23 protein-coding genes are annotated in these 22,515 nt (G+C 72.1%); 10 read left to right on the top strand and 13 right to left on the bottom strand.

The annotated features are described in order from the left end of the window. Window positions 1-173: 173 nt before the first annotated feature. A complete protein-coding gene (locus tag VP06_RS36815) occupies window positions 174-326 on the top strand; it encodes a hypothetical protein (RefSeq protein WP_156295843.1) in 153 nt (50 codons plus the stop codon). 390 nt (window positions 327-716) lie between these two features. Further along, window positions 717-1,091 (top strand): DUF2794 domain-containing protein, encoded by a 375-nt coding sequence (locus tag VP06_RS29705; protein WP_048467418.1) that lies wholly within the window; start codon window positions 717-719, stop codon window positions 1,089-1,091. 366 nt (window positions 1,092-1,457) lie between these two features. Here VP06_RS29705 and VP06_RS29700 read toward each other — a convergent pair whose 3' ends face one another. The 5 genes from VP06_RS29700 to VP06_RS29680 form a co-directional block, all read right to left on the bottom strand. Continuing rightward, entirely contained in the window at window positions 1,458-3,782 is a 2,325-nt protein-coding gene (locus tag VP06_RS29700; RefSeq protein ID WP_048467417.1) for an MHYT domain-containing protein, read from the bottom strand. Window positions 3,783-3,946: 164 nt separating this feature from the next. Next, a complete protein-coding gene (locus tag VP06_RS29695; protein WP_048467416.1) occupies window positions 3,947-4,975 on the bottom strand; it encodes an aldo/keto reductase in 1,029 nt (342 codons plus the stop codon). Between the two features lie 141 nt (window positions 4,976-5,116). Continuing rightward, complete coding sequence (locus tag VP06_RS29690) at window positions 5,117-6,277, bottom strand: GGDEF domain-containing protein (RefSeq protein ID WP_048467415.1); 1,161 nt, start codon at window positions 6,275-6,277, stop codon at window positions 5,117-5,119. A gap of 162 nt (window positions 6,278-6,439) precedes the next feature. Beyond that, window positions 6,440-8,152 (bottom strand): heparinase II/III family protein, encoded by a 1,713-nt coding sequence (locus VP06_RS29685; RefSeq protein WP_048467414.1) that lies wholly within the window; start codon window positions 8,150-8,152, stop codon window positions 6,440-6,442. 206 nt (window positions 8,153-8,358) lie between these two features. Then, complete coding sequence (locus tag VP06_RS29680) at window positions 8,359-9,723, bottom strand: RsmB/NOP family class I SAM-dependent RNA methyltransferase (protein WP_048467413.1); 1,365 nt, start codon at window positions 9,721-9,723, stop codon at window positions 8,359-8,361. Between the two features lie 228 nt (window positions 9,724-9,951). Here VP06_RS29680 and VP06_RS29675 point away from each other — a divergent pair, with 228 nt between their 5' ends. Then, window positions 9,952-10,152: a DUF1674 domain-containing protein gene (locus tag VP06_RS29675; protein ID WP_048467412.1), complete on the top strand. Its 201-nt coding sequence runs from the start codon at window positions 9,952-9,954 to the stop codon at window positions 10,150-10,152. Between the two features lie 10 nt (window positions 10,153-10,162). Beyond that, window positions 10,163-10,537 carry a PH domain-containing protein gene (locus tag VP06_RS29670; RefSeq protein WP_048467411.1) on the top strand — a complete coding sequence of 125 codons (375 nt, stop codon included), beginning with the start codon at window positions 10,163-10,165 and terminating at the stop codon, window positions 10,535-10,537. An 83-nt stretch (window positions 10,538-10,620) separates the two neighbouring features. On the opposite strand, the gene VP06_RS29665 is transcribed toward VP06_RS29670, so the two are convergent. Next, a complete protein-coding gene (locus tag VP06_RS29665; protein WP_048467410.1) occupies window positions 10,621-11,127 on the bottom strand; it encodes a L,D-transpeptidase in 507 nt (168 codons plus the stop codon). Window positions 11,128-11,318: 191 nt separating this feature from the next. Next, entirely contained in the window at window positions 11,319-12,020 is a 702-nt protein-coding gene (rnhA, locus tag VP06_RS29660; RefSeq protein ID WP_048467409.1) for a ribonuclease HI, read from the bottom strand. A gap of 267 nt (window positions 12,021-12,287) precedes the next feature. Between rnhA and VP06_RS29655 the strand changes: the two genes are divergently transcribed. Both VP06_RS29655 and pucL read left to right on the top strand, forming a co-directional pair. Continuing rightward, window positions 12,288-13,685, top strand: a complete 1,398-nt coding sequence (locus VP06_RS29655) for a nucleobase:cation symporter-2 family protein (RefSeq protein ID WP_048467408.1) — start codon at window positions 12,288-12,290, stop codon at window positions 13,683-13,685. Between the two features lie 43 nt (window positions 13,686-13,728). Continuing rightward, entirely contained in the window at window positions 13,729-14,565 is an 837-nt protein-coding gene (pucL, locus tag VP06_RS29650; protein ID WP_048467407.1) for a factor-independent urate hydroxylase, read from the top strand. Between the two features lie 101 nt (window positions 14,566-14,666). On the opposite strand, the gene VP06_RS29645 is transcribed toward pucL, so the two are convergent. Together VP06_RS29645 and VP06_RS29640 are read right to left on the bottom strand one after the other, a co-directional pair. Further along, window positions 14,667-15,803, bottom strand: coding sequence for a carboxylate-amine ligase (locus VP06_RS29645; protein WP_048467406.1), 1,137 nt, complete (start codon window positions 15,801-15,803; stop codon window positions 14,667-14,669). A 140-nt stretch (window positions 15,804-15,943) separates the two neighbouring features. Further along, the gene (locus VP06_RS29640; protein WP_048467405.1) at window positions 15,944-16,729 is read right to left on the bottom strand and encodes a 16S rRNA (uracil(1498)-N(3))-methyltransferase; all 786 of its coding nucleotides are present in this window, start codon (window positions 16,727-16,729) and stop codon (window positions 15,944-15,946) included. 274 nt (window positions 16,730-17,003) lie between these two features. On the opposite strand from VP06_RS29640, the gene VP06_RS29635 reads away from it, so the two are divergent. Next, complete coding sequence (locus tag VP06_RS29635; protein ID WP_048467404.1) at window positions 17,004-17,492, top strand: hypothetical protein; 489 nt, start codon at window positions 17,004-17,006, stop codon at window positions 17,490-17,492. Window positions 17,493-17,547: 55 nt separating this feature from the next. Further along, window positions 17,548-18,489 carry a 4-hydroxybenzoate octaprenyltransferase gene (gene ubiA, locus VP06_RS29630; RefSeq protein ID WP_048467403.1) on the top strand — a complete coding sequence of 314 codons (942 nt, stop codon included), beginning with the start codon at window positions 17,548-17,550 and terminating at the stop codon, window positions 18,487-18,489. Between the two features lie 13 nt (window positions 18,490-18,502). On the opposite strand, the gene VP06_RS29625 is transcribed toward ubiA, so the two are convergent. Beyond that, on the bottom strand, window positions 18,503-19,021 hold the full coding sequence (locus VP06_RS29625) for a DUF6101 family protein (RefSeq protein ID WP_053082091.1): 519 nt from the start codon (window positions 19,019-19,021) through the stop codon (window positions 18,503-18,505). A gap of 492 nt (window positions 19,022-19,513) precedes the next feature. On the opposite strand from VP06_RS29625, the gene VP06_RS29620 reads away from it, so the two are divergent. After that, the gene (locus VP06_RS29620) at window positions 19,514-20,341 is read left to right on the top strand and encodes a 3'(2'),5'-bisphosphate nucleotidase CysQ (protein ID WP_082167698.1); all 828 of its coding nucleotides are present in this window, start codon (window positions 19,514-19,516) and stop codon (window positions 20,339-20,341) included. Window positions 20,342-20,362: 21 nt separating this feature from the next. Here the strand turns inward: VP06_RS29620 and VP06_RS29615 are convergent, their stop codons facing one another. Together VP06_RS29615 and VP06_RS29610 are read right to left on the bottom strand one after the other, a co-directional pair. Beyond that, on the bottom strand, window positions 20,363-20,779 hold the full coding sequence (locus tag VP06_RS29615; protein ID WP_053082090.1) for a CopD family protein: 417 nt from the start codon (window positions 20,777-20,779) through the stop codon (window positions 20,363-20,365). Next, a complete protein-coding gene (locus VP06_RS29610; protein ID WP_082167699.1) occupies window positions 20,776-21,171 on the bottom strand; it encodes a DUF3817 domain-containing protein in 396 nt (131 codons plus the stop codon). Before VP06_RS29610 ends, VP06_RS29615 begins: the two co-directional genes overlap by 4 nt. A gap of 151 nt (window positions 21,172-21,322) precedes the next feature. On the opposite strand from VP06_RS29610, the gene VP06_RS29605 reads away from it, so the two are divergent. Continuing rightward, window positions 21,323-22,267 (top strand): GlxA family transcriptional regulator, encoded by a 945-nt coding sequence (locus tag VP06_RS29605; RefSeq protein ID WP_048467401.1) that lies wholly within the window; start codon window positions 21,323-21,325, stop codon window positions 22,265-22,267. Window positions 22,268-22,297: 30 nt separating this feature from the next. On the opposite strand, the gene VP06_RS37460 is transcribed toward VP06_RS29605, so the two are convergent. After that, a partial coding sequence (locus VP06_RS37460; RefSeq protein ID WP_048467400.1) for a hypothetical protein occupies window positions 22,298-22,515 on the bottom strand: 218 nt, incomplete at its 5' end.

The raw sequence follows: 22,515 nt of genomic DNA, 5'->3' as shown, positions 1-22,515 counted from the left end.
GGCCGCCGTCATCTGGCAGGTCAACTTGATGGCCAAGCCCACTTGGTGGCCAAGCCCCACGCGATGGCTCCGCCCACGCGATGCCTACGCCCACTTGGCGGACAGGCGGCTTGCTGGCACCTCTGGGCGGCGGGTGCGTTCCCGGACGGCAAGGCCCGCGAAGAGGAGGAATCATGACCACGCCGCCGCGGCAGAACCCCTACCTGGCGCTCGCCCTGCCCGTCGCCCTCCTGGCCGGGGCCTTGACGATCGGGTTCTGGACCCTCGACCACATCCGGGTCACCCGCGCCCGCGCGCTCGCCGCCCAGATGTGGATGCAGCCGTGAGGCGCCGGCTCAAAAAAGGGACCGCGCTCCGAGGAGGCGGCCCTGAAGTCATTGGGTCTCGAAACCTCGGAGGTGGCCCGGCCCGCCGGCATCGCGGGGGCTGGGGGGCTGGGAACCGGAGCGGCCGACGAGCCGGGCCATGAGGTCGTCCTGATTCCTGCGCGCGCATCAAGGCCGGCGCGCGGCGTGATTGTGGCGTATTATGGGCGACGACCCGCGTTTCCATGTATTTCTGCCTGTGCCGGTGAGTTGCCGGTGCGATGTCTCCCGGGTGCAACCCTTGCGGGGCTGTCGGCGCCATCCCATCATGATCCCCGGCGGGTCGTTCGCCGGCTCGTCATCCCGCGCCCGGTCCCCGGGTGCGACTCACCCCGGCAGGCAGGAGACACGATGAGCGAGGGAGAGACGGCCGAAAGCTGGAGCGCTGGCGCTCAGGTGGTATCTTTCCCAGGGGCGTCCCAGCGCACCGCACCGCAGGTCTCGTTCCATCGCGACGAGCTGCGCATCATCCTGAACCTCTACGGACGGATGGTCGCCGAGGGCGAGTGGCGGGACTACACGATCGACTTCACCCGCGAGAAGGCGGTGTTCGCGATCCACCGCCGCACCTCGGAGCGGCCGCTTTACCGCATCGAGAAGGATCCCCGCCTCGCCCGCCGCCAGGGGGCCTACGCGGTGATCGCCGAGACCGGCCGCATCCTGAAGCGCGGGCACGACCTGGCGCAGGTGCTGCGGGTGCTGGAGAAGCCGCTGCGGGTGGTGTGAGGCCGACGGCCGAGAGAAAACGACCGTTGGGTCCGCTCTCGAATGATTGCCAAGCCCAAGGTTCCGGACTTTTGGGCTTGATGTCGACAATTCGAGGTGGGTCAACGGCGCCGTCGATCTCGGGCCTGCCCGAGGTCGAATCGATGCGTCAGCATCGTGGGCCGTTGGAATCAGGCGCTGCCGATTGGTCAGGGCCCGGACGCATGGCGGATGCCGTCATACACGGGACACCGGGAACCACCCGGACCACCGCCTGCCGTGGCACGCGGCGCGGCCGCCTCATACTCTCACCCAGCCATGAACGCCGCATGCGCTCACGCGCTCTTCGAGACCCATGCGCTCACGCGCTCTTTGAGACCCATGCGCTCACGCGCTCTTGGAGAACGGCACCACCGTGCCGTCATCGGCCGGGCTGGCCTCGGTGCCCTGCATCACGTGGGCGATCATTCTTGCCAGCGTCGCCTGGTCGTAGGGCTTGGCGAGCCTTGGCAGGCCGGCGGCTTCCTCGGGGGTCAGGTCGGCATAGCCGGTCGCAAGGATCAGCCGGAGGCCCGGCCGCTCGGCCGCGAGGCGGGCGGCGAGCTGGAGCCCGGTCATCTCCGGCATGGCGTGGTCGGTCAGCACCAGGTCGAGGGTGCGGGCGCGGCGCACCAGGTCCAGGGCTTCCCGGCCGGAGCGGGCTTCGATCACCCGGTGGCCGAGGTCCTCCAGCATCGCGGCGGTGTTCTCGAGCACCAGGGGATCGTCGTCGACGACGAGGACCACCTGGGACGGCAGGAGGCGGCCGGAAGACGGCCGGCGGGCTGCCTCCTCGGACCCGGTCGCCGGCGCGGTGACCGGCGCCGCCACCGGCAGCCAGATCTCGGCAGTGGTGCCGGTCCCAGGCCGGCTGCGCAGGACCAGGCGGCCTCGGGACTGGGCCGCCACGCCGTGCACCATCGAGAGGCCGAGGCCGGTGCCGCGGCCGACGCCCTTGGTGGTGAAGAACGGCTCCTGCGCCCGGGCGAGGGTCGCCTCGTCCATGCCGATGCCGGTATCGGTGACGGCCAGGCAGAGCGTCGGGGCGGCCTCCCCGGCCGGCTCTCCGTGCTCCAGCCGCGCCGCGATCGTGACGAGGCCGCCTTCCGGCATCGCGTCGCGGGCATTGACCACCAGGTTGAGGAGCGCGAGTTCGAGCTGGTGGGCATCGACCAGGGCCGGCGGCAGCCCGACGGGGAATCGCGTCTCGATCCGGACGCCCGGACCGATCGAGCGCTGGAGCAGGTCGGTCATGTTGCGCACGAGACGCGCGAGGTCGACCGGCTCGGGTTTCAGCTCCTGGCGCCGGGCGAAGGCGAGCATGCGCTGGGTGAGCGCCGCGCCGCGCTCGGCGCCCTGGACGGCATTGTCGAGCAGGCGCAGCAGCCGGGGATCCTCGGGCAGGCGCTTGCGCAGCAATTCCAGGCTGCCCAGAACCGCCATCAGCAGGTTGTTGAAGTCGTGGGCGACGCCGCCGGTCAGCTGGCCCAATGCCTCCATCTTCTGCGCCTGGGCGAGCGCGGCTTGCGCCTGCTCCAGGGCGGCTTGGGCGCGCAGGCGCTCGGTGATGTCGCGGGTGACCTTGGCGAAGCCGACGAGCCGGCCGTCGTCGCCCATGATCGCGTCGATGACGACGCTGGCCCAGAACCGCGTACCGTCCCGCCGCACCCGCCAGCCCTCGGCCTCGAACTTGCCGTTCTCGGCCGCTGTGGCGAGCGCCCGGGCCGGCGCGCCCTCGGCCCGGTCCTCCGCGGTGTAGAAGCGCGAGAAATGGGCGCCGACGATCTCCTCGGCCTCGTAGCCCTTGATCCGGCGGGCGCCGGCATTCCAGTTTGCCACCACGCCGTCGCGGTCGAGCATGAAGATGGCGTAATCGGTCACGCTCTGGAGAAGCAGGCGGTAGCGCTCCTCGCTGGCGCGGAGCGCCGCGGCCTCGCGGGCGGCGCGCTGGGAGACGCGACGGTCGACCGCGGCAGCGGCGAGCGCCAGGGTGAGGACCAGGAAGGTTACCGCCGTGACGCCGGCGGCGAGCCGGACCTGACCGATCCCCGCCCCGATCGCCGCATGGTCGGCCGCGCCGGCCTGCATCACGTGGAGCCCCTGCATGGCAGCGTAATGCATGCCCGCGATGGCGAGCCCCATCGCCCCGGAGGCCGCGATCCGCAGGGCGAGACCGCTCTCGCGGAGCGTCAGCCGGATCGCCACGGTGGCGGCCCCGACCGCGATCAGCACCGAGGCGGCGACCCAGGCCGGATCGTAGTGGAGGGCGGCCGGCAGACGCATCGCCGCCATGCCGGTATAGTGCATCGAGACGATGCCGAGCCCGGTCACCAGCCCCGCCGCGACGATCGCGCCCGGCCCGGCTTTGCGCCTCTGGGCGACGGCGAGGCCGAACGCCGTCACGGCGACCGGCAGCGCGAGGGACAGGAGCGTGAGGCCGAGATCGTAGGTGATCTCCAGGCCCGGCAGGCGGAAGGCCAGCATCGCCACGAAGTGCATCGACCAGACGCCGCCGCCGAGCACCAGGGCGGCGACCGTGAGCCAGGCCCGCCGGGCAAAGCCCGTTGCAGCCTTCATCCGGCCGGCGAGATCCAGCGCCACGAAGGACGCCAGCATGGCGATCGCGATCGACAGGCAGACGAGGACGGGATCGTGGACGCCGGCATGCGCCATCGGGCACCTTGAGTCGCACGGACGGTCTGCGGAGCGGACGCATCCAGCCCCGGCTCGGCCGAGCCGGGGGATTTGAACCTCAGATCATACCGCAGCTCGCTATCCCACGCGATGCTCAAATCGGGAGTTGCGCAATCGCATAGGATCAGCCGTCAATTGTAATTCTACCACGTGGTCGGCTTCGGGTTGCGCTCGTCGAAGCCCTTCTGGTGCCAGTAGGGATAGATCGGCGTCTCCTGGCTCGCCGCATCGAGGCGGGCGATCTGAGCGGGATCGAGGGTCCAGCCGACGGCGCCAAGGTTCTGCTTCAACTGCTCCTCGTTGCGGGCACCGACCACGATGTTGGCCACCGTCGGGCGGCTGAGCAGCCAGTTGAGCGCCACCTGCGCCACGCTTCGCCCGGTCTCGGCGGCGAGGTCGTCGAGGACCTCGACGACCCGGAACAGCGCCTCGTCGGCGACCGGCGGACCGCCCTCGGCGCCGCCCGCCGCGATGCGCCCGCTGGCATTGGCGCCGCGGCGGATCTTGCCGGTGAGACGGCCCCAGCCGAGCGGGCTCCACACCATCAGGGCGACGCCCTGGTCGAGGCCGAGCGGCATCAGCTCCCACTCGTAGTGGCGGCCGACCAGGGAGTAATAGCCCTGATAGGCGACGTAGCGGGCGAGCCCGTAGCGCTCGGAGGTGCCGAGCGCCTTCATCAGCTGCCAGCCCGAGAAGTTCGAGGCGCCGATATAGCCGATCTTGCCCGCCCGCACGAGGTCGTCGAGGGCCCGCAGGGTCTCGTCGACGGGGGTGAGCGCGTCAAAGCCGTGCATGAAATAGACGTCGATATGGTCGGTGCCGAGCCGGCGCAGGCTCGCCTCGCAGGCGCGCACCAGGTGGTAGCGCGACGAGCCCTTGTCGTTCGGCCCCTCGCCCATCGGGAAGGTCGCCTTGGTGGAGATCAGAGCCCGGTCGCGCTTGCCCTTGAGCGCCTGGCCCAGGATCTCCTCGGAGGCACCCTGCGAGTAGATGTCGGCGGTGTCGAAGAAGGTGACCCCGGCCTCGAGGCACAGGTCGACCATCCGGCTCGCCTCGGCGACGTCGGTCTGCCCCCACCGCTCGAAGAAGGCGTTGCTGCCCCCGAAGGTGCCGGTGCCGAGACTCAAGACCGGAACCTTGAGGCCGGACCGCCCGAACTGACGATATTCCATGGGGTGAGCCCTCGTCCGGCCCCGGGCGCCGCGCCCGGGACTCGTCGGATGGGGGGTGTCTTAGGGGCGGGACAAGCGACGACAAGCCGGGCGGCTGCGGAGGGGACGTGCGCCGGGAGAGTGACGCGGTGCGCCGCCGCCTCACGCCACCTGCCGCAGCTCCGGCCCGGCGAGCACCACCCGGTCGCGGCCCTGCGCCTTGGCCTGGTACAGGGCCCGGTCGGCGAGGCCGAGAAGGGATTCGAACTCGCTCGCGCTCCCGGTGCCGCCGCCCCTGGCGACGCCGACGCTGACCGTGACGGCGAGGCTCGGCACCAGATCGGGGCGCATCGTCGCCACGGCGAGGCGCACGGTCTCGGCGATGCGGGCCGCCTCGCCGGTGCCCGCAGTCGGCAGGAGGCAGGCGAATTCCTCGCCGCCGAGGCGCCCGAACGCGGTACCGGCGGGCAGGACCTGACGGGCGACGGTGCAGAAGCCGACCAGCACCGCATCGCCGACCGCGTGCCCGAAGGTGTCGTTGACGCGCTTGAAATGGTCGAGGTCGAACAGCAGCACGGCGGCGGGTCCGGTGGCCAGCGCACGGCGGGCCTCGCTCGCCAGGGCCCGGCGGTTGGCGATGCCGGTGAGCGGGTCGGTCTCGGCGGCGCGGCGCTGCTCGGCCTCGAGGCGCTCCTTGGCGAGCGCCATGAACAGCACCGAGACCGCCACCGTGTAGAGCAGGCCGACGAAGCTGAGGACCGCGACCCAGAAGGTCTGGCCCGGGATGCCGGTCGGCGGCGTCGGCAGGATCAGGGTGGCGGGAATCCGCGCCCAGATCAGCAAAGCCTCGCTGGCGAGCAGGATCGACGCCGGGGCCCGCGACGGCAGCCTCTCGCCGCCAGGGTGCCAGAGGGTGCGGGCGGTGACCGCGCAATACAGCCCGGCAAGGGCCGAGCACAGGATCACCCGGGCACCGAGCGAGGCATAGAACGGCGGCACCAGGCAGGCGGCGAGCCAGATGACCGGGCCGGCCGCGAGCCAGAGGAGCGGGACGCGCCGTCCCTCGAACGAGCGGGCCCCCGACCAGATCAGCCCATTGGCCCCGAGCATCACCGCATTGGCGACCCCGATCGAGAGCCAGTCCGGGACGAGGCCGCGCAGGCCGAACAGCGTGACGGCGGCGGCGCCGACCAGCTGTGCCGCACCGAGGAAGCCGAGGGCGCGGGTCTGCCGGGCCTGGCTCCAGGACAGGAGAGTGAGCGCTCCCATCACGACCATCACGAAGACCGTCACGGTCACCATGGTCGGTGCGTCCAGCTTCATCCCGTGGTTCCCGCCCGCCACCGACTCGACAACCCCATGTAGCACGCCCATGTAGCACGGGCGCTGGCCCGACGACGGATCATTCGCGTGCGAACGGGCTTTCGGCAGAGAAGGGTTCAGGAACAATTCGGCATCGCGCCGATGGCGGCCGCGCCAGCCGGCTCAGCCGGTGAGACGGCGGAAGCGCCAGGCCACCTGAACCCCGTCCGTGACCGTGAGGTGGAGCACGATCTGCTCGGTGCGGCGGGCCCCGTTGAAGGCGGCGAAGTACACGCTCTCCTCGATCACCGGGTCGACCTCGTCGGTCTCGAACAGCCAGGGCGCACCGGCCGCGACGAGCCGCACGCCCCGCCCGATCCGGCTCGCCCGCACGCTCGGGTGGAGGTGGAAGCGGATCGCCGCCTCGACCGGGCCGCTCCGTCCGCCTGCGTCGCGCACGAAGCCGTCATGGCCTTCCAGCAGGGCGCCGTCCGGGTGGAGGCGCCAGCGCCGCTCGTGGAGCAGGCCGAGTGTCGGGGCGTAGCCGTCGTGACGGGCGGCGAGCACGCCGGCACCCACGGCGTCGGTGCCGCGCTCGACCACGACCTCGGCCGGCCCGCGCACGATGATCGGCCCCAACCGGCGCTTCAGCCAGGCGGCGAGCGGATGGGCCAGGCCGGGCTGCGGCAGAGCGAGGAAGCGGCACGAGGAGGAATCGGCCAGGCACGCGGTGGAATGGGCCGCCGTGGTGCGGGCAAGCTCCCGCATCTCCTCGCCGGTGGCCGGCATGCCGCAATTCACCACCAGCCGCTGCGGCCCGCAGGACAGCTCGAAGGACAGGCAGCCGGCCCCCGCCACGGCCGAGTGGGCCGGCGGAGGAGCCGCCCCGATATCGGCCACCACCAGGGTGCCGCCCCCGCCCTCGAGGCGGGCGTAACCGGAATGCGGCGCGTGCATCAGGGGCTTGGCCAGAGCGCCGTCATAGACCAGCAGAGTGGCGAGCTGGTCGGCAGCAGTCGCCCCCATGCCGTTGTGGTGGCCGAGCGAGGCGTCACCGTGGCGCAGCAGGCGCAAGAGCGGCAGCATCCGGTCGATGGCGTTGAGGAGGGAGTCCGGCGGGGCGATGTCGCGGCTGAGGAAGCTTTGCCGCAGGGGCAGCAGGTCGAGGAGCAGGTCCTTGGCGAAGCCCGGATCGCGGCTGCGATGGCCGCCATCGGGCAGGATCTGGCGGGTCAGCTCCCGGTCCAGGAGCCGCGTGCCACGGCGCAGCACCGGGTCGAACCCCTCGCAGCACAGGCCCGCATAGGCGAGCGCCACCGCGGCGACGAGCCGGTCGCGGGGGGGGATGCCGCGGCGCAGGGCCCGGTCGAGGGTGCGGGTCGAGCGCCCGATCAGCTTCAGGAAGGCTTGGTAGAAGGCATGGTCCGCCCCTTCCAGAACCAGGGGCGACTGGCACAGGAGCGAGATCAGCCGTCGTGCCGTCACGGCCGGTCGCTGGGCCAGGGACTGGTCGCCGCGGCCGTTCATGAAGTCCTGCACGAAGGTGCGGGCATTGGCGCGCGCCAGCGCGCTCTCGGCGGCGCGCAGGTGGCGCAGCCAGCCGAAGCCGTAGAGTTCCTGGCCCCATTGGCTCGAGGGCGCCGCGAAGTCGAACGGCGACCGCCCGCCGGTCGCGAGCGCCCGGCCGGCGAAGACGAACAGACCGGCATAGATATCGGCCGCGATGGTCGCGTCGCTGGTGCGCAGGTCCTGCGGCGCGATCACGAGGCCGGTCGGGCGCAGGCGGGCCAGCACCGAGGGGCGCGAGGTCGCGCGCACCGCGGCGCCCCGCAGGACGCGCCCCGCCTCGTGCCCGACGAGCCGGTAGAACCGCCAGCGGTCAGGCCCCCAACCCACGCCACCTCCCGCCGAACAGGTTTCGCCGCGCTCGCCGCTGGTTCCACGATGAAAACCTGCGGTCCGACAAAGGCTTCAGCCGGCGCAACGGTGGTGCGCCACCGCAGGTCCGCCGAAGCGGCCCGCATCGGTCGGCCACTCTCGTCAAGGAATGGTCAAGGATCACCGCGGGGTCAAACCGTCCCGACGCCCCGTGAACAGATTCCTCACGCCAGGCGGCGCTCCAGGCGCACCGCGTAGAAGCCGTCGAGGCCGCCGCGCCCTGCCTCGGTCCAGTGGGAGGGCAGGGTGCGCAGGTCGCCCGCCGCGGTCACCAGGGCGGGGTCGCCGACCTCCCCGGGCGCGATCGGCCGGCGGGCGAAGCCCGGATGGCGCCTCAGGAAAGCCTCGGCTTGCGCCTCGCCTTCCTCCGGCTCCAGCGAGCAGGTGCAGTAGACGAGCCGTCCGCCCGGGCGGGTGAGCCGCGCCGCCTTGTCGAGGAGCCTCGCCTGGAGCGCGGTGAGGCGGGGCAGGTCGCTCTCGTGCTTCGACCAGGCGACGTCCGGGTGGCGCCGGAGCGTGCCGGTGGCGCTGCACGGCGCATCGAGCAGCACGGCGTCGAAGGGGGGCTCCTCCGGCAGCGCCAGCGCGTCGAGGGCCCGCACCTCCGCCGCGAGGCCGAGCCGGGCGAGATTCGCCTCCAGCCGGCGCAGGCGCGGGGCCGAGCGGTCGACCGCCAGCACTGCGGCGCCGGCAGCGGCGAGCTGGGCGGTCTTGCCGCCGGGCGCCGCGCAGAGATCGGCGACCCGCTCGCCGGGCCTGACCCCGAGGAGATGCGCCGGCAGGGCCGCCGCGGCGTCCTGCACCCACCACGCCCCGGTCTCGAAGCCGGGCAGGTCCGGCACCGGCGTGCGGGCATCGTCGAGGCGCAGGCTCACCCCGCCCGGCAGGCGCCGCCCGTCGAGCCCGTCGGGGAGTGGGGCGCCAGGGCGCAGGGTGAGGTCGAGCCCCGCCCCGCGGGCATGGGCGGCCGCGATGGCCCGGGCCGTCTCCTCGCCATAGGCCGCGACCCAGCGCTGCGCGAGCCAGTCGGGCGTGTTGAGGCGCAACGGCTCGGCGTCGCCCTCCTGCCGGATCGCGTCGCGCTCGCGGGCGATCCGGCGCAGGACTGCGTTGGCGAGGCCGGCGAGGTGTTGCAGGCCCGGCTCGGCCTTGGCGAGGCGGACCGCCAGGTCGACGGCGGCATGGTCCTGGACGTTGAGGTAGAGGATCTGCGCCGCCCCGGTGGCGAGCAGCGCGACGAGCCCCGGCTGGTCCTCCGGCAGGCCCTTGGCCAGGCGCTGCCGCAGGGCGTGGAGGATCACCCCGAGATGGCGGAAGGTCGTGGTGGCGATGGCGCGGGCGAGCCCCGCATCCTGCGGCGGCAGCGCGGCCCGGTGGGCCGCCGGCTCCATCGCGTCCTCGAGCGCCGTGCCGCGGTTCTTGCCGAGGAGGTCCGCCACGATCCCCCAGGCGAGGCGCCGCGCCGGCAGGCCGGCGACCTCAGGTCCCGCAGCCGCCAGCCCCGCACCACCGTTTTGCTGTCCGTCCATCCTCACTCCACCGCGGCCCCTCGCGCGCGCCTCGCACGGATTGCACGCGCGGACTGTCACAGGCCCACGCGGATCCTGTCCCGGTCCCGGGCCCGACCTTGACGCTGCCGCCCGCGCCCTCCACCTCGAAGGGACCGGCGGCGTTGCGCCCGGGGTGGCATCCGGCCGCCCGAGATGCAAGCGCCGCGACGCGGACAGGCGCGACGTGTCACGAGCGAGGATCGACCGATGAGCGAGACCGAGGCCCTTTCCCGCAAGCCCCTGTCGCCGGCCGCGCAGCGCGCGCTCGCCGAGGCGGAGGCGCGGCGGGCCGAGATCGACGCAAGGGCGGAGGAGATTCGGCGCGAGCGCGAGATCAACGGGCGCGGTGGCCTGGAGCCGGTGCGCTACGACGATTGGGAAGTAAAGGGACTGGCGACCGACTTCTGAGGAGACGACGATGGGCTTGCTCGACGGGCTGCTCGGCCATGGCAGCGACGCGGCGCCGGAGGCGGTGGCGCAGGAACTCGACGGGATGCTGGTGCCGGGGGAGACCGTGCAGGTGGCGTTCCGGGTGATCCGCGACCTGATGGTCTTCACCGACCGGCGGATGATCCTGGTCGACAAGCAGGGCGTGACCGGCCGCAAGGTCTCCTACCTCACGGTGCCCTACCGGGCGATCACCTCGTTCTCGATCGAGAATGCAGGCAATTTCGACCTCGATTCGGAACTGACGATCTGGATCTCGGGCCGCCCCGACCCGATCAGCCGCACCCTCAAGCGCGGGGCCGACATCCGCGGCATCCAGCGGGCGATCGCCGCGACCTTGCGCTGATCCGGGCCCCGGAACGCGCGCCTTCCGCTCCCGCCGGGGCCGCGAAGCCCCGACGGGAGCAGGACCAGGGGAGGGCGTGAGCGTCAGCGCGTCACCACCACGGTGGTGCCGACCTGGACGCGGCCGTAGAGATCGGCCACGTCCTGGTTGTACATGCGGATGCAGCCATAGGACGCGAAGGTGCCGATCGAGCCCGGCCGGTTGGTGCCGTGGATCGCGTATTCGCCCCGGTCGAGGGTGAGGGCCGCCACGCCCATCGGGTTGCTGGGCGAGCCGCCGGCGATCACGTCCGGCAGGCGGGGATTGTCCCGCTTCACCTCGTCGGGCGGCGACCAGGCCGGCCGGAGATACTTCCCGTCGATGCGGGCGTAGCCGGTCCATTGCTTGCCGGCCTTGCCGACCGCCACCGGATAGCGGATCGCCGTCCCGTCACCGTTGACGAAGTACAGCCGCCGTTCGGCCGTGCGGACCACCACCGTGCCGGCTTCCGCCGCCGCGTCGAAGGCGACCAGTTCCCGCGCGGCGGCCGGTCCGGCCGCCATCGTCGCCGCGACGATCGTCGCCGCGGCCCATCCACTCTGCTTGTGCATCCCTGCGGTCCTCGAACGTGACCTTTTGAGCAGAGCGATAATCCGCGGCCAAACCTCTCGTTCCGGTTGGCAAAGATGCTTGCCGGGCGGTGAAGGGCGGGGCGCGCGTCGGAAACGTTAAGCGGTGGTTGCGCGTCCCGACGCTGCCGGTGACGACGATCCGATCCCCGTGCCGGGAGGCGTAGCGGGGTTCACGCCGCCGGCAGCTTCCGGGCCTTCGCCTCCCGCAGGAGCGCCAGCCCCTCGGGCCCGAGATCGAGCGTGAGGCGCAGCACCTCGTCGGCATAAGCCTGCGGCGTGGTGCCGGCCTGCTTGGCCGCCCGCGCGAGGCGCAGGCCCAAGGCGCCGTCGACCGGGATCGCGGTGCCGCGCGGGGCCGGTTCCGCCGGCGGGGCCGCGGGCGCTGCGGCGGCCGGGGAGGGCGCCGGCATCCGGGCCGGCGCGATGTCCGTGCGCGGCGCCAGCCCGAGGGCCTGCCGGCGGCCTTGTGCCGCCAGCCGGTCGGCGCGCTCGTTGCCGGCCTCGCCGGCATGGCCCTTCACCCAGACCCAGCGCACGTCGCGCCGGGCCGCCAGCTCGTCCAGGCGCTGCATCAGCTCGACGTTCTTCACCGGGCCGGTGGTTGTGCGCCAGCCCTTCAGCTTCCAGCCGCGGATCCACTCGGTGACCGACTTCACCACGTACTGGCTGTCGCAGCGCATCTCGATCGCCGCGCCCTCGGGGAAATGCTCCAGCGCCCGGATCGCCGCGGTCAGCTCCATGCGGTTGTTGGTGCTCTGCGGGTCGCCGCCGCACAATTCGACGGGGCCCTCCGGCGCCTGGATCACCACGCCCCAGCCGCCCGGGCCGGGATTGGGATCGCAGCCGCCGTCGGCGTAGACGATGGTTCGCATGGCTGCCTGTGCTCGTAGGTCGCGACGGGACGCGGCCGTCCCTCCGCGAGGGCTGCCGGCCGCATGGGCACTCTCGGCCCGGAATGGTGAACAAATACCCAGAGGCGCCTCCCGGCAAGCCTGCCGCCCTCCCACAACCCCGGCGCAGCTTGGCATGGTGCTTGCGGTTTGGCCGCCATGCGCGATGATGAGGCTCCGGCACGGCGCAGCGGCATCGCAGTCGGTCCGCTCGCGCGTGCCCGCATTCCTCAAGACGAGACGTGCCCCATGCCAGTCGAGCCCGCCGACGCCGTCGAGGAGATGTTGCCGCCGGCCCGCCTCGTGCCGCTCGCGGTGCAGCACGTGCTGGTGATGTATGCCGGCGCCGTCGCGGTGCCGCTGATCATCGGCCGGGCCCTCGGCTTGAGGCCGGAGGAGGTCGCCTTCCTCATCAGCGCCGATCTGTTCGCCTGCGGCGTCGCGACCCTGATCCAGTCGGCGGGATTTCCGGGCGTCGGCATCCGCCTGCCGGTGATGATGGGCGTGACCTTCGCGGCAGTCGGCCCGATGCTGTCGATGGCGGCGGCGCCCGAGGTCGGTCTCCTCGGCATCTACGGCTCGGTGATCGCCGCGGGCATCTTCGGCCTCCTGGTCGCCCCCTTCGTCAGCCGCCTGCTGCCGCTCTTCCCGCCGGTCGTCACCGGCACGATCATCCTGGTCATCGGCATCTCGCTGATGCGGGTCGGCATCAACTGGGCCGGCGGGGGCCAGCCGACGCTGACGAAGATGATCGACGGCGTCCCCGCCGCCGTGCCGAACCCGAACTACGCGCAAGTCGGCGGCCTCGGCATCGCCCTCCTGGTGCTGCTGACGATCCTCGGCCTGATCCGCTGGGGCAAGGGCTTCGTCGCCAACGTCGCGGTGCTCCTCGGCATCGTCGCCGGCTCGGTCGTGGCGGCCTCCCTCGGCCTCATGCATTTCGACAAGGTGGCGGCGGCCCCCTGGTTCGCCCCCGTCCTCCCGTTCCACTTCGGCTGGCCGCAATTCCATCTGGTGCCGATCGCCACGATGTGCGTCGTGATGATCGTGGTGATGATCGAATCGACCGGGATGTTCCTGGCGCTCGGCGAGATCACCGGCCGGCCGGTCTCGCAAACCGATCTCGCCCGCGGCCTGCGGGCCGACGGGCTCGGCACGCTGCTGGGCGGCCTGTTCAACACCTTCCCCTACACCTCGTTCTCGCAGAATGTCGGCCTCGTCGGGGTGACGGGGGTGCGCTCGCGCCATGTGACCGTGGCGGGTGGGGTCGTCATGCTGGCCCTCGGCCTGCTGCCGAAGATGGCCGCCCTCGTCGAGGCGGTGCCCCAGGTGGTGCTGGGCGGGGCCGGGCTCGTGATGTTCGGCATGGTGGCCGCCACCGGCGCACGCATCCTCACGGCGGTGGATTTCCGGGGCCGGCCGAAGAACCAGTTCGTGGTGGCGATCGCGGTCGGCTTCGGCATGATCCCGCTGGTGGCGCCCACCTTCTTCCGCAACCTGCCGCACGCGCTGCATCCGCTGCTCGAATCGGGCATCCTGCTCGCCTCGATCGCCGCGGTCCTGCTCAATGCCTTCTTCAATGGCATCGGCAGCACGGAGCAGGCGGGGCGGGACGCCTCCGCGGCGGCGGCGGCCGAGCACGTCTGATCCAAGATCCTGTTGATCCAAGATCCTATCGCACGAGGAACCCATGACCCTGCTGCACAAGACCTATGGCAAGGGCCGGGTGCGGGTGATGCGCGTCCACCGCGACGGCGACCGGCACGAGGTGCGCGAGCTGACCGTCAAGGCGATGCTGACCGGCGCCTTCGACCGCACCTTCACGCATGCCGACAACAGCCCGACCGTCTCGACCGACACCGTCAAGAACGTGGTCTACATCGTCGCCCGCGAGAGTCCGACCCTGCCGGCGGAGGCGTTCTGCCGCGCGGTGGCGCAACGCCTGCTCGACAGCTATCCGCAGATGGAGACCGCCACCGTCACCGGCCACGAGACCCGCTGGAACCGCCTCGCGGTGGAGGGCGCCCCCCATCCCCACGCCTTCACCCTGGACGGCAACGGCCAGCCCTTCGCCCGGGTGGTGCTGTCCCGCAGCGGCGCGGCGGTGGAATCCGGCCTGTCGGGCTTCACCTTCCTGAAGAGCACGGAATCGGGCTGGGCCCACTACGTCAAGGATCCCTACACGACGATCCCCGAGACGCATGACCGCATCGCCGCCACCAGCATGGAGGCGTCCTGGGCCTGGACCTCCGAGCCGGCCGATTACGACGCCGCCAATGCCCGCATCCTCGACACGCTGCTGCGGGTCTTTGCCGGCAGCTACAGCCACAGCCTCCAGGACAGCCTCTACCGCATGGGCATGGCGGCCCTGGAGGCGGTGCCGGAGATCGGGACGATCACGCTCGCCTGCCCGAACAAGCATTACCTGCTGGCGAACCTGACGCCGTTCGGTCTCGACAATCCGAACCAGGTGTTCGTGGCCACCGACGAGCCGCATGGGCAGATCGAGTGCACTGTGGGGCGGTGAGGGTGGCGTGAGGTCCGGCTTGGCCGACGCCGCTGCCATCCCATCCTTGACACCTCAGGATGAGGGTCGAGGATGGGACAGGCGTTCGGATCTCGCGCCCCTCAATGCCGCGTCGGGTTCGCCCCCACCGTCTCGGCCGTGAGCCAGTCGACCACCTCCGCCAGGGCCTCCCGCGGCGGCAGGCCGCGCCCCTGCGCCTCGGTGAACAGGGCGAGCTGGCGGTCGGCGCTGGTGCCGCGGGCGACGATCCAGCGGGCGAGGTCCAGCTCGGCCTCGCAATCCAGCGCCCGGGCATCCTCGGCGACCAGCGCCAGGGTCTCGGCGAGCACCGTCGCCACCGGCCGCGCCGTCCGCGTCGCTTCGCAGACGAAGCTGCCGTGGATGCCGTAGCGCTGCGCCCGCCAGCAATTCTCGGCCGCGATCGCCTGCGAGGCGCCGGTGAAGTCGCGGTGACGCGCCGGCTCGTGGGCGAGGCGGCGCACCAGGCAGCGATACAGCGCCGCGATGGCCAGCGCATCGTCGAGGCGGGTGCAGCTGTCGGCGATGCGCAGGTCGAGGCCGGGGCCGGTGGGCGAGGGGCAGATCACCCACCAGACGTGGCGCGGGTCGTCGACGGCCCCGGCGGTCACCACCGTGTCGAGGTAGCGGGCGTAATCGGCATCGTCGCAGAAGAGCGGCGGCAGGAAGCTGCGCGGCAGCTCCCGCGCGGCGGCGAGGCGGTAGCCGAGGAGCCCGGTGCGTTGCGCCTGCCAGAACGGCGACGAGGTCGAGAGGGCGAGCAGCAGGGCGAGGTAGGGCTGCATCCGGTTCATCAGGTCGACCCGCGACACGCCCTCCGGCACGCCGACCCCGACGCTGAGGCCACACACGACGGTCCGGCTGCCGACCATCTGGAGGTCGCGCAGCACCCGGCCGCGGGCGGCCTGCTCGCACGGGCGGACCCGGCTCCAGCGGGCGAGCGGGTGGGTGCCCGCAGCCATCAGGGCGAGGCCGCGGGCGGAGGCGAGCGCACCGAGCCCGCTGCGCAAGGCCGCGAGGGCCTGCCGCGCCGCGCCGAGGCCGTCCACCGGGCCGGTCGACCAGACGAGCTGCGGCTCCATCAGCTCGGCGCGCACCTGCGGGTGGGCGGCCCGGCAGGCGGCCAGAAAATCGCGGGTACGGGCCCGGGCGGCATCGCGCTTCCCCGCATCGTTGATGAACGCTTCCTCCTCAAGGCAGACCTCGAAATCCGCTCGCATCGGCAACACCTCCGGCAATAGCGGGCCGCGACGCGCCGACGGCCGGAGGCCGCGAATCGGCCTCCGCCGCAGGCGGCTCGGTCATGTGAATTTGGAATGCGGCGCGAGCCCGGTCGCCCGCCGCCGCGGAACGGGGTGGATCAGGCTTCCGTCGGTCCGTTGGAGCGCCCGTCGCCGAGCACGGCCTGGACCAGGGCCAGCACCGCCACCGCGGCGGTGTCGGCCCGCAGGATGCGCGGGCCGAGGGACAGGCGGACGGTGTTGGGACGGTCTCCGATCAGGGTGCGCTCCTCCGGCGTGAACCCCCCCTCCGGCCCGATCACAACGGCCAGCGGAACCGGGCCGTTCCCGGGCGCGCCCGTCGCGGCGGCCTGCCGCAGGGCCGCGACCGGATCGGCCACCGGCGCGTCCTCGTCGCAGAACACCAGCAGGCGCTCCGGCGCGAGCCCGGCCAGGGCCTCCGCAAGCGGCGCCGCGTCGCGGATCTCCGGCAGGCTCAGGATGCCGCATTGCTCGGCGGCCTCGATCGCGTTGGCGCGCAACTTGTCGAGCTTGATCCGGTCGCCCTGCGTGCGCCGGGTCACCACCGGCTGGATCAGGCTCGCGCCCATCTCCACCGCCTTCTGGGCGACGTAGTCGAGGCGGGCGGCCTTGAGCGGGGCGAACAGGTAGTGCAGGTCGCCCGGCGGCGTCTGCGGCCGGGTCTGCGCCCGCAGCACCAGATCCGCCGCCTTGCGGCCGGTGGGCGCGATCTCGGCCCGCCACTCGCCGTCGCGGCCGTTGAACACCAGCACCGGCTCGCCCGCGTCGCGCCGCAGCACCGACAGCAGGTAGTTCGCCTGCGCCCGGTCGAGGGTATGCCGCGCCCCCTCGTGCATCGGGATGTCGAGGAAGAGCCGGGGAGCGTTGAAATCGTAGGCCGCCATGGCCGTTCTGCTCGCCGAGATCGGGGCCGCCTGTCAATCGGCGGCGAGGGTGCACCCGACCTGTTGCACGTGCGCAACAAAGATCGGCGACGATGGCCGGAGCGGGGGCCTCGGGCCGGTGGCTGCGCACGATAGCGCCACATTCCTGTGCAGAAAGCAGAGAGAGGCCGGGAGCGGCACGGAATTCTTCACTATGCCGGGGGCGCCGACGAGATGACGGCCGGACCGGCGAGAGGCCAGAGAAGTCGGGGCCGGAAGCTTTGGGGGGTGGGAGATGACTCGCATGCGTGTGACCGTGGCGGCGCTGGCTGGAAGCCTGCTCGGCGCGACGCTTCTCGGCGGGGCCGCCCGGGCCCAGGGCGCCGATTGCTCGGCGATCCAGAAGACCCTGACCGAGCGCAAGGACATCGTCGGCAAGGTCAATGCCGCCTCCCAGGGCAAGAAGGCCAAGATCACCGCCGCCGCCGCCTGCACCCTGTTCAGCAGGCTCCAGGCCAACGGCAACGAGGGCCTGAAGTGGATCACCGCCAACAAGGATTGGTGCTCGATCCCGGATTCGTTCGTCGAGGGCTTCAAGGCCGATCACGGCCGGGTCTCGACCCTGCGCACCAAGGTCTGCAACGCGGCCGTGCAGCAGGCGGCGATGGAGAAGAAGGCCCGCGCCATGGCGGCGCAGCAGCAGCAGCAGGGCGGCGGCGGCGGCGGCCTCCTCGGCGGGCCCGGCCTGACCGGCAGCTTCCGGGTGCCTCAGGGCGCGCTGTGAGAGGGCGCATTGTGAGCCGCGCAGGGATGACGATCGCGGCCGGCCGCAGGCAGGCATGAGCCCGGCCCCCGATCGCCCGGTCGCCGACGCGGTCACCGGGCACTGGGTCGACAGGCACGCCCCCGAGGTGGTGCGCCCCTATTTGCGCCTTGCCCGCATCGAGCGGCCGATCGGCTGGTGGCTCCTGCTGCTGCCCTGCTGGTGGTCGGCGGCGCTCGCCGCCATCGCGGCGGGGCAGCCGGGTCCGAATTTGTGGCACCTCGCCCTGTTCCTGATCGGCGCCGTCGCCATGCGGGGGGCGGGCTCGACCTATAATGACATCGCCGACCGCGACCTCGACGCCCGCGTCGAGCGCACCCGCCTGCGGCCGCTGCCCTCCGGGCGGCTGCGCGTGCGCCACGCGCTGATCTTTCTGGTGGTGCAGGCCCTCGTCGGGCTCGCGGTGCTGTTGCAGTTCAACAGGACGGCGATCCTCGTCGGCATCGCCTCGCTCGCGCCCGTCGCCATCTACCCGTTCATGAAGCGGGTGATGCCGGTGCCGCAGGCCGTGCTCGGCCTCGCCTTCGCCTGGGGGGCGCTGATGGGCTGGGTCGCCCTGTTCGGCCGCCTCGACGCCCCGGCTTACTGGCTCTATGCCGGCGCCATCGCGTGGGTCATCGGCTACGACACCATCTATGCGGTGCAGGACATCGAGGACGACGAGATCGCCGGCATCAAGTCCTCGGCCCGCTTCTTCGGCACCCGGGTGCGGCTCGCGGTGGCGGGCTGCTTCCTGGTTTGCGTCCTGTTCATCGGCCTCGCCCTGTCCGGGGCCGGGGCCGGGCCGATCGGTCTCGCCGGTCTCGCGCTGTTCGCCGGCCACCTCGCCTGGCAGGTCGGGCGGCTCGATCCGCGCGACGGCGCGGAGGCGTTGCGGCTGTTTCGCGCCAACCGCGATGCGGGGCTGATCCTGTTTTGCGGCCTCGCCCTCGACGCGATCTGGCAAGGGTTGATGTAATCCCGGGGAGCTTTCAGTTGCTCCCGCCCTCGGTCATCAGCGCCTCGTCGCGGTAGACGAGGGGGCGCAGCGGCAGGCGGCCGGTCTTGCGGCGGGTGAGGAAGCGCGGCCGGCGGTGGTTCAGGAGCCCGTGCCGGCGGCGGATCCGCACCGCGCCGAGCTTCACCCGGCCGAGCTGCGCGCCCATCGGGGCGACCGCGCCATCCTCCTGGATCACCACCAGGGGCAGGCCGGATTCGGCGCCGAGCCGGCGCCACACCGCCACCACCTCGTCGTCACCCCAGATGCCGAGCCGCATCAGCGGGTCGCCGCTGCGGTCGAGCACCATCACGGCGAAGCGGTCCTCGCCAGCGGCGTCGCTGGCCTCGCCGTCGAGGCAGAGCGCCAGGCTGCCGGCGGCGCTGCCGCCGGGCATCGGGGCGACCAACGGCAGCGCCGTCGGCTCGGCCTGGACCGGGCCGCGGTGGATGACAGGGAGCCCGACATCGCGACGGGCGGCCTGGCGGTTCGAAGAGGGGAATCTGGTGACCATGGATCTGCTCGACGCCCTGTCCGCGAGAGGCGGCGACCTCTGTCGTGTCGTCCGCTGTTGTCACGACGTTGGACCCGCTCCGGCTCAGAACGCCTTAAAAGGCAGCGTTAAGCGATGGTTGTAACGGTCCCGATGCGCCGAATGCTCAACGGATCCTTGTTTCAGATCGATTCATTTATCGTTCACCGCCAGTACATGGCGTGATCGCGGCGTGACACGCTTCGCTAAGACGATGCGGCATTGCCGCTGCCGCCGGTGAAGCCGGAGGCTCCAGACGCCGGAGCGACGTCGAGATCCGCCTCGCGCGCGATCCCGTCGCGATCGCCCGACGAGCACGATCGGATGTCGTCCGAGGTTCGGATGTCGTCCCGAGTGACGAATCCTTGTGGCGCCCGGGGCCGGGGCCTACAACGGAGAGAATCCTGCTCCGGCTCAACCCGTGCCCGCCGCGGGGCCGCCGGGCACTCCCCTCGAAACCTCTGGCGGCTCCCCATGCCTCTCCCCGACGACTTGCGCCCGCGGCTGCCCGAGACTCTGCTGCCTCAGGTCCGGGCGATCATCCGCGAGGCGGCGTTGCTGGCGCTGCCCTACTTCCGGCAGGGCGAGCGCACCAGCGCCCGGGTCTGGAGCAAGGCCGGGGGCTCGCCGGTGACGGAAGCCGACGTGACGGTGGACACCTTCCTGAAGGTGCGCCTGAGCGAGCTGATTCCCGGTGCCGCCTGGCTCTCGGAGGAGACCCGGGACGATCCGGTTCGCCTCGCCCACGACCTCGTCTGGATCGTCGATCCGATCGACGGCACCCGCGCCTTCCTGTCGGGCGATCCCGACTGGTCGATCGCCGTCGCGTTGCTCGCCCGTGGCGAGCCGGTGCTCGGCCACGTCGCCGCGCCGGTCACCGCGACGCTCTACGAGGCCGTGGCCGGGGAAGGGGCGACGAAGGACGGGGTGCCGATCCGGGTCTCGCCGCAGACCAGCATGGCGGGAGCCCGGGTCACCGGCCCGAAGCCGATGGCCGACCGGCTGGAGCGGACGCTCGGCCTCGGCGGGACCCCGGGCGCGCTGGAGCACCTGCCGCGGATCCCCTCCCTCGCCCTGCGCCTGGTGCGGGTGGCGGAAGGTCTGGTCGATGTCGGGCTGGTCTCGTCGGATGCCCGCGACTGGGACCTCGCCGGTGCCGACCTGATCCTGCGCGAGGCCGGTGGCGCCGTGCTCGGCCTCGACGGCCGCGCCCCGGTCTACAACCGGCGCGAGCCGGTCCACGGCGAGCTGGTCGCCCTGCCGCAGGCGTTGCGGGAGGCGGTGCTGGCGGGATTTCGCTGAGCCGGGCCGGGACCCGGTCCGTCACGGCTTGACCACCGCGAGAACCGCAATCGCGAGCACGGCCGGGATGACGAGGGCCGGGAGCGGCAGGGGCGCGATGCGCCGCTCCGTGGCGATGCGCCGGATCTGGCCGGATTGCAGGCCGTGGAGGGCGGACAGAAGAACGACGACGACCAGCTTCGCCTGAAGCCATCCCGAGGCGAACCAGCCGTCCGAGACGGCGAGCCCGATGCCGCAGGCCCACACGCCCAGCATCGCCGGCACCGTCACGGCGCGATCCCATCGCCCCAGGATCGGGGCCAGGGGAGCGATCCGGTCTGCCGCCGCACGTCCGGCGACCAGGATCAAGCCGTTCGCAACGAGTCCGGCGATGAACAGGAAGGCACTGGCGACATGCAGCGCCTTGAGCCACGGATAGGTTTCCATCGGCACCGTCACGGCCTGTCCCCCGGACCCGGCTGCGACGCGCGGCCGCCGAGGGAGCGGGCCGTCAGGAAGCCAGCGCCTGGAACGAATGCCGCCACGGCGAGCCGCATCGCTTCGTCGCGCGACACGAGACCGGCGCTCAGGGACCGCAGGACCATCCAGACATAGGCGAGGAAGGCGAAGCCGTGGACCGGCCCGAGAACGCGGACCGCGCCGGGCCAGTCGCCCAGGTGCTTCAACGGAACCGCGATTCCGACGAGCAGCAGCAGCGTCGCCGCCTCCGTCACGGCGGCCATCCTCAAGGGTTGCAGTGGCCTTCGGTCGAAGGGGAGGGTCTCGACGGTCGCCGCCTCCGGTCCCGCTCCGCCGGGTCCGTGAGACCCACCCTCCTGCCGATGATCCATGGTCACGATCTGCCTCCGCGTCCGATCCCGAACGAGGGCGTAACCGACGGCCGCGCCTCGGCGTGAGTGGCAGGAACGACGTCGACCGATCGATTTCTGCCAATTCTTCCATCGTGTAAGCTACGGCCACGAAGGGGAGGGCATCGGCAGCATGGCTCACGTCGTCGGCGTTCTGGCCTTGGATGGGGTCGTTCCGGTCGACCTTGCGATTCCCTGCGAGGTTTTCGATCGCGCACGCGGAGCCGACGGTGCGCCGTTCTACGAGGTCCGGGTCTGCGGTGAGATGCCGGATGTGCGCGCGCGGCCGTTCGGGTTGCGGGTGCCCCATGGGCTGGACGCGCTGCGGGCCGTCGATACCCTCGTGATCCCGGGCATCGACGATCCGACCGCGGGCGTCGCAACGGCCGCGCTGGCGGCGATCGTGCAGGCCTGGGAGGCGGGTGCGCGGATCGCGTCGATCTGCTCGGGCGCCTTCGTGCTCGCGGCGACCGGCTTGCTGGCTGGACGACGCGCCACCACCCACTGGCTCGCGGCGCCGTACCTGGCGGAACGCTACCCCGCCATCGCTGTCGATCCCAATGCCCTCTTCGTCGACGAGGGACGCATCGTCACGTCGGCCGGTGCCTCGGCGGGCCTCGACATGTGCCTGCATCTCGTCCGGCGGGATCTCGGGCAGGCCGCCGCCGCGCGCTCGGCCCGCTTGGCGGTCGCCCCGCTCGACCGCGATGGCGGACAGGCACAATTCATCCGCTACGAGCCGCCGCGCTGCCATGCCAGCCTCGCGCCCGTGCTGGAATGGATGCGCGCGAATGTCGATCGGCCGCTGACCGTCGCGGTCCTGGCGGCCCGTGCGGGCATGAGCGCCCGCACCTTCGCGCGGCGCTTCCACGAGCAGACCGGCACCACGCCGATGCAATGGTTGCTCCTGGCCCGGATCAGGCGCGGCCAGGAGCTGCTCGAAAGCTGCGATGCATCGATCGACCAGGTGGCCTCCGCCAGCGGCTTCGCCGCGTCGGTGACGTTCAGGTCGCGCTTTCGCCAGGTGACCGGGGTCAGCCCGGCGGCCTACCGGGCCCGCTTCAACGCCGAGCGGTGATGTCGGCCCTGCCCGGGACGTTGGACCCGCCTACCGCGCCTCGCGCTTCTCCAACGCCGTCTTCACCTGCTTCAGCTGGTCGAACACCGCGCTCGGCGTGGTGCCGAAGAAGGCAAAGCCCGCATTGACCGACCAGTAGCAGGCGAACAGGATCAGCGGCACCAGGATCCAGCCTAAGATCTCCTCGCCGATCTTGCGGCGGCGGCGGCGTTGCCGGCGCTTCTCGCGCCGGGTCAGCTTCGGGGAGG

It is taken from the genome of Methylobacterium aquaticum, assembly GCF_001043915.1.
Lineage (GTDB): Bacteria > Pseudomonadota > Alphaproteobacteria > Rhizobiales > Beijerinckiaceae > Methylobacterium > Methylobacterium aquaticum.
The sequence above is the reverse complement of the archived record's forward strand: the minus strand, read 5'-3'. Positions and strand labels throughout refer to the sequence as shown.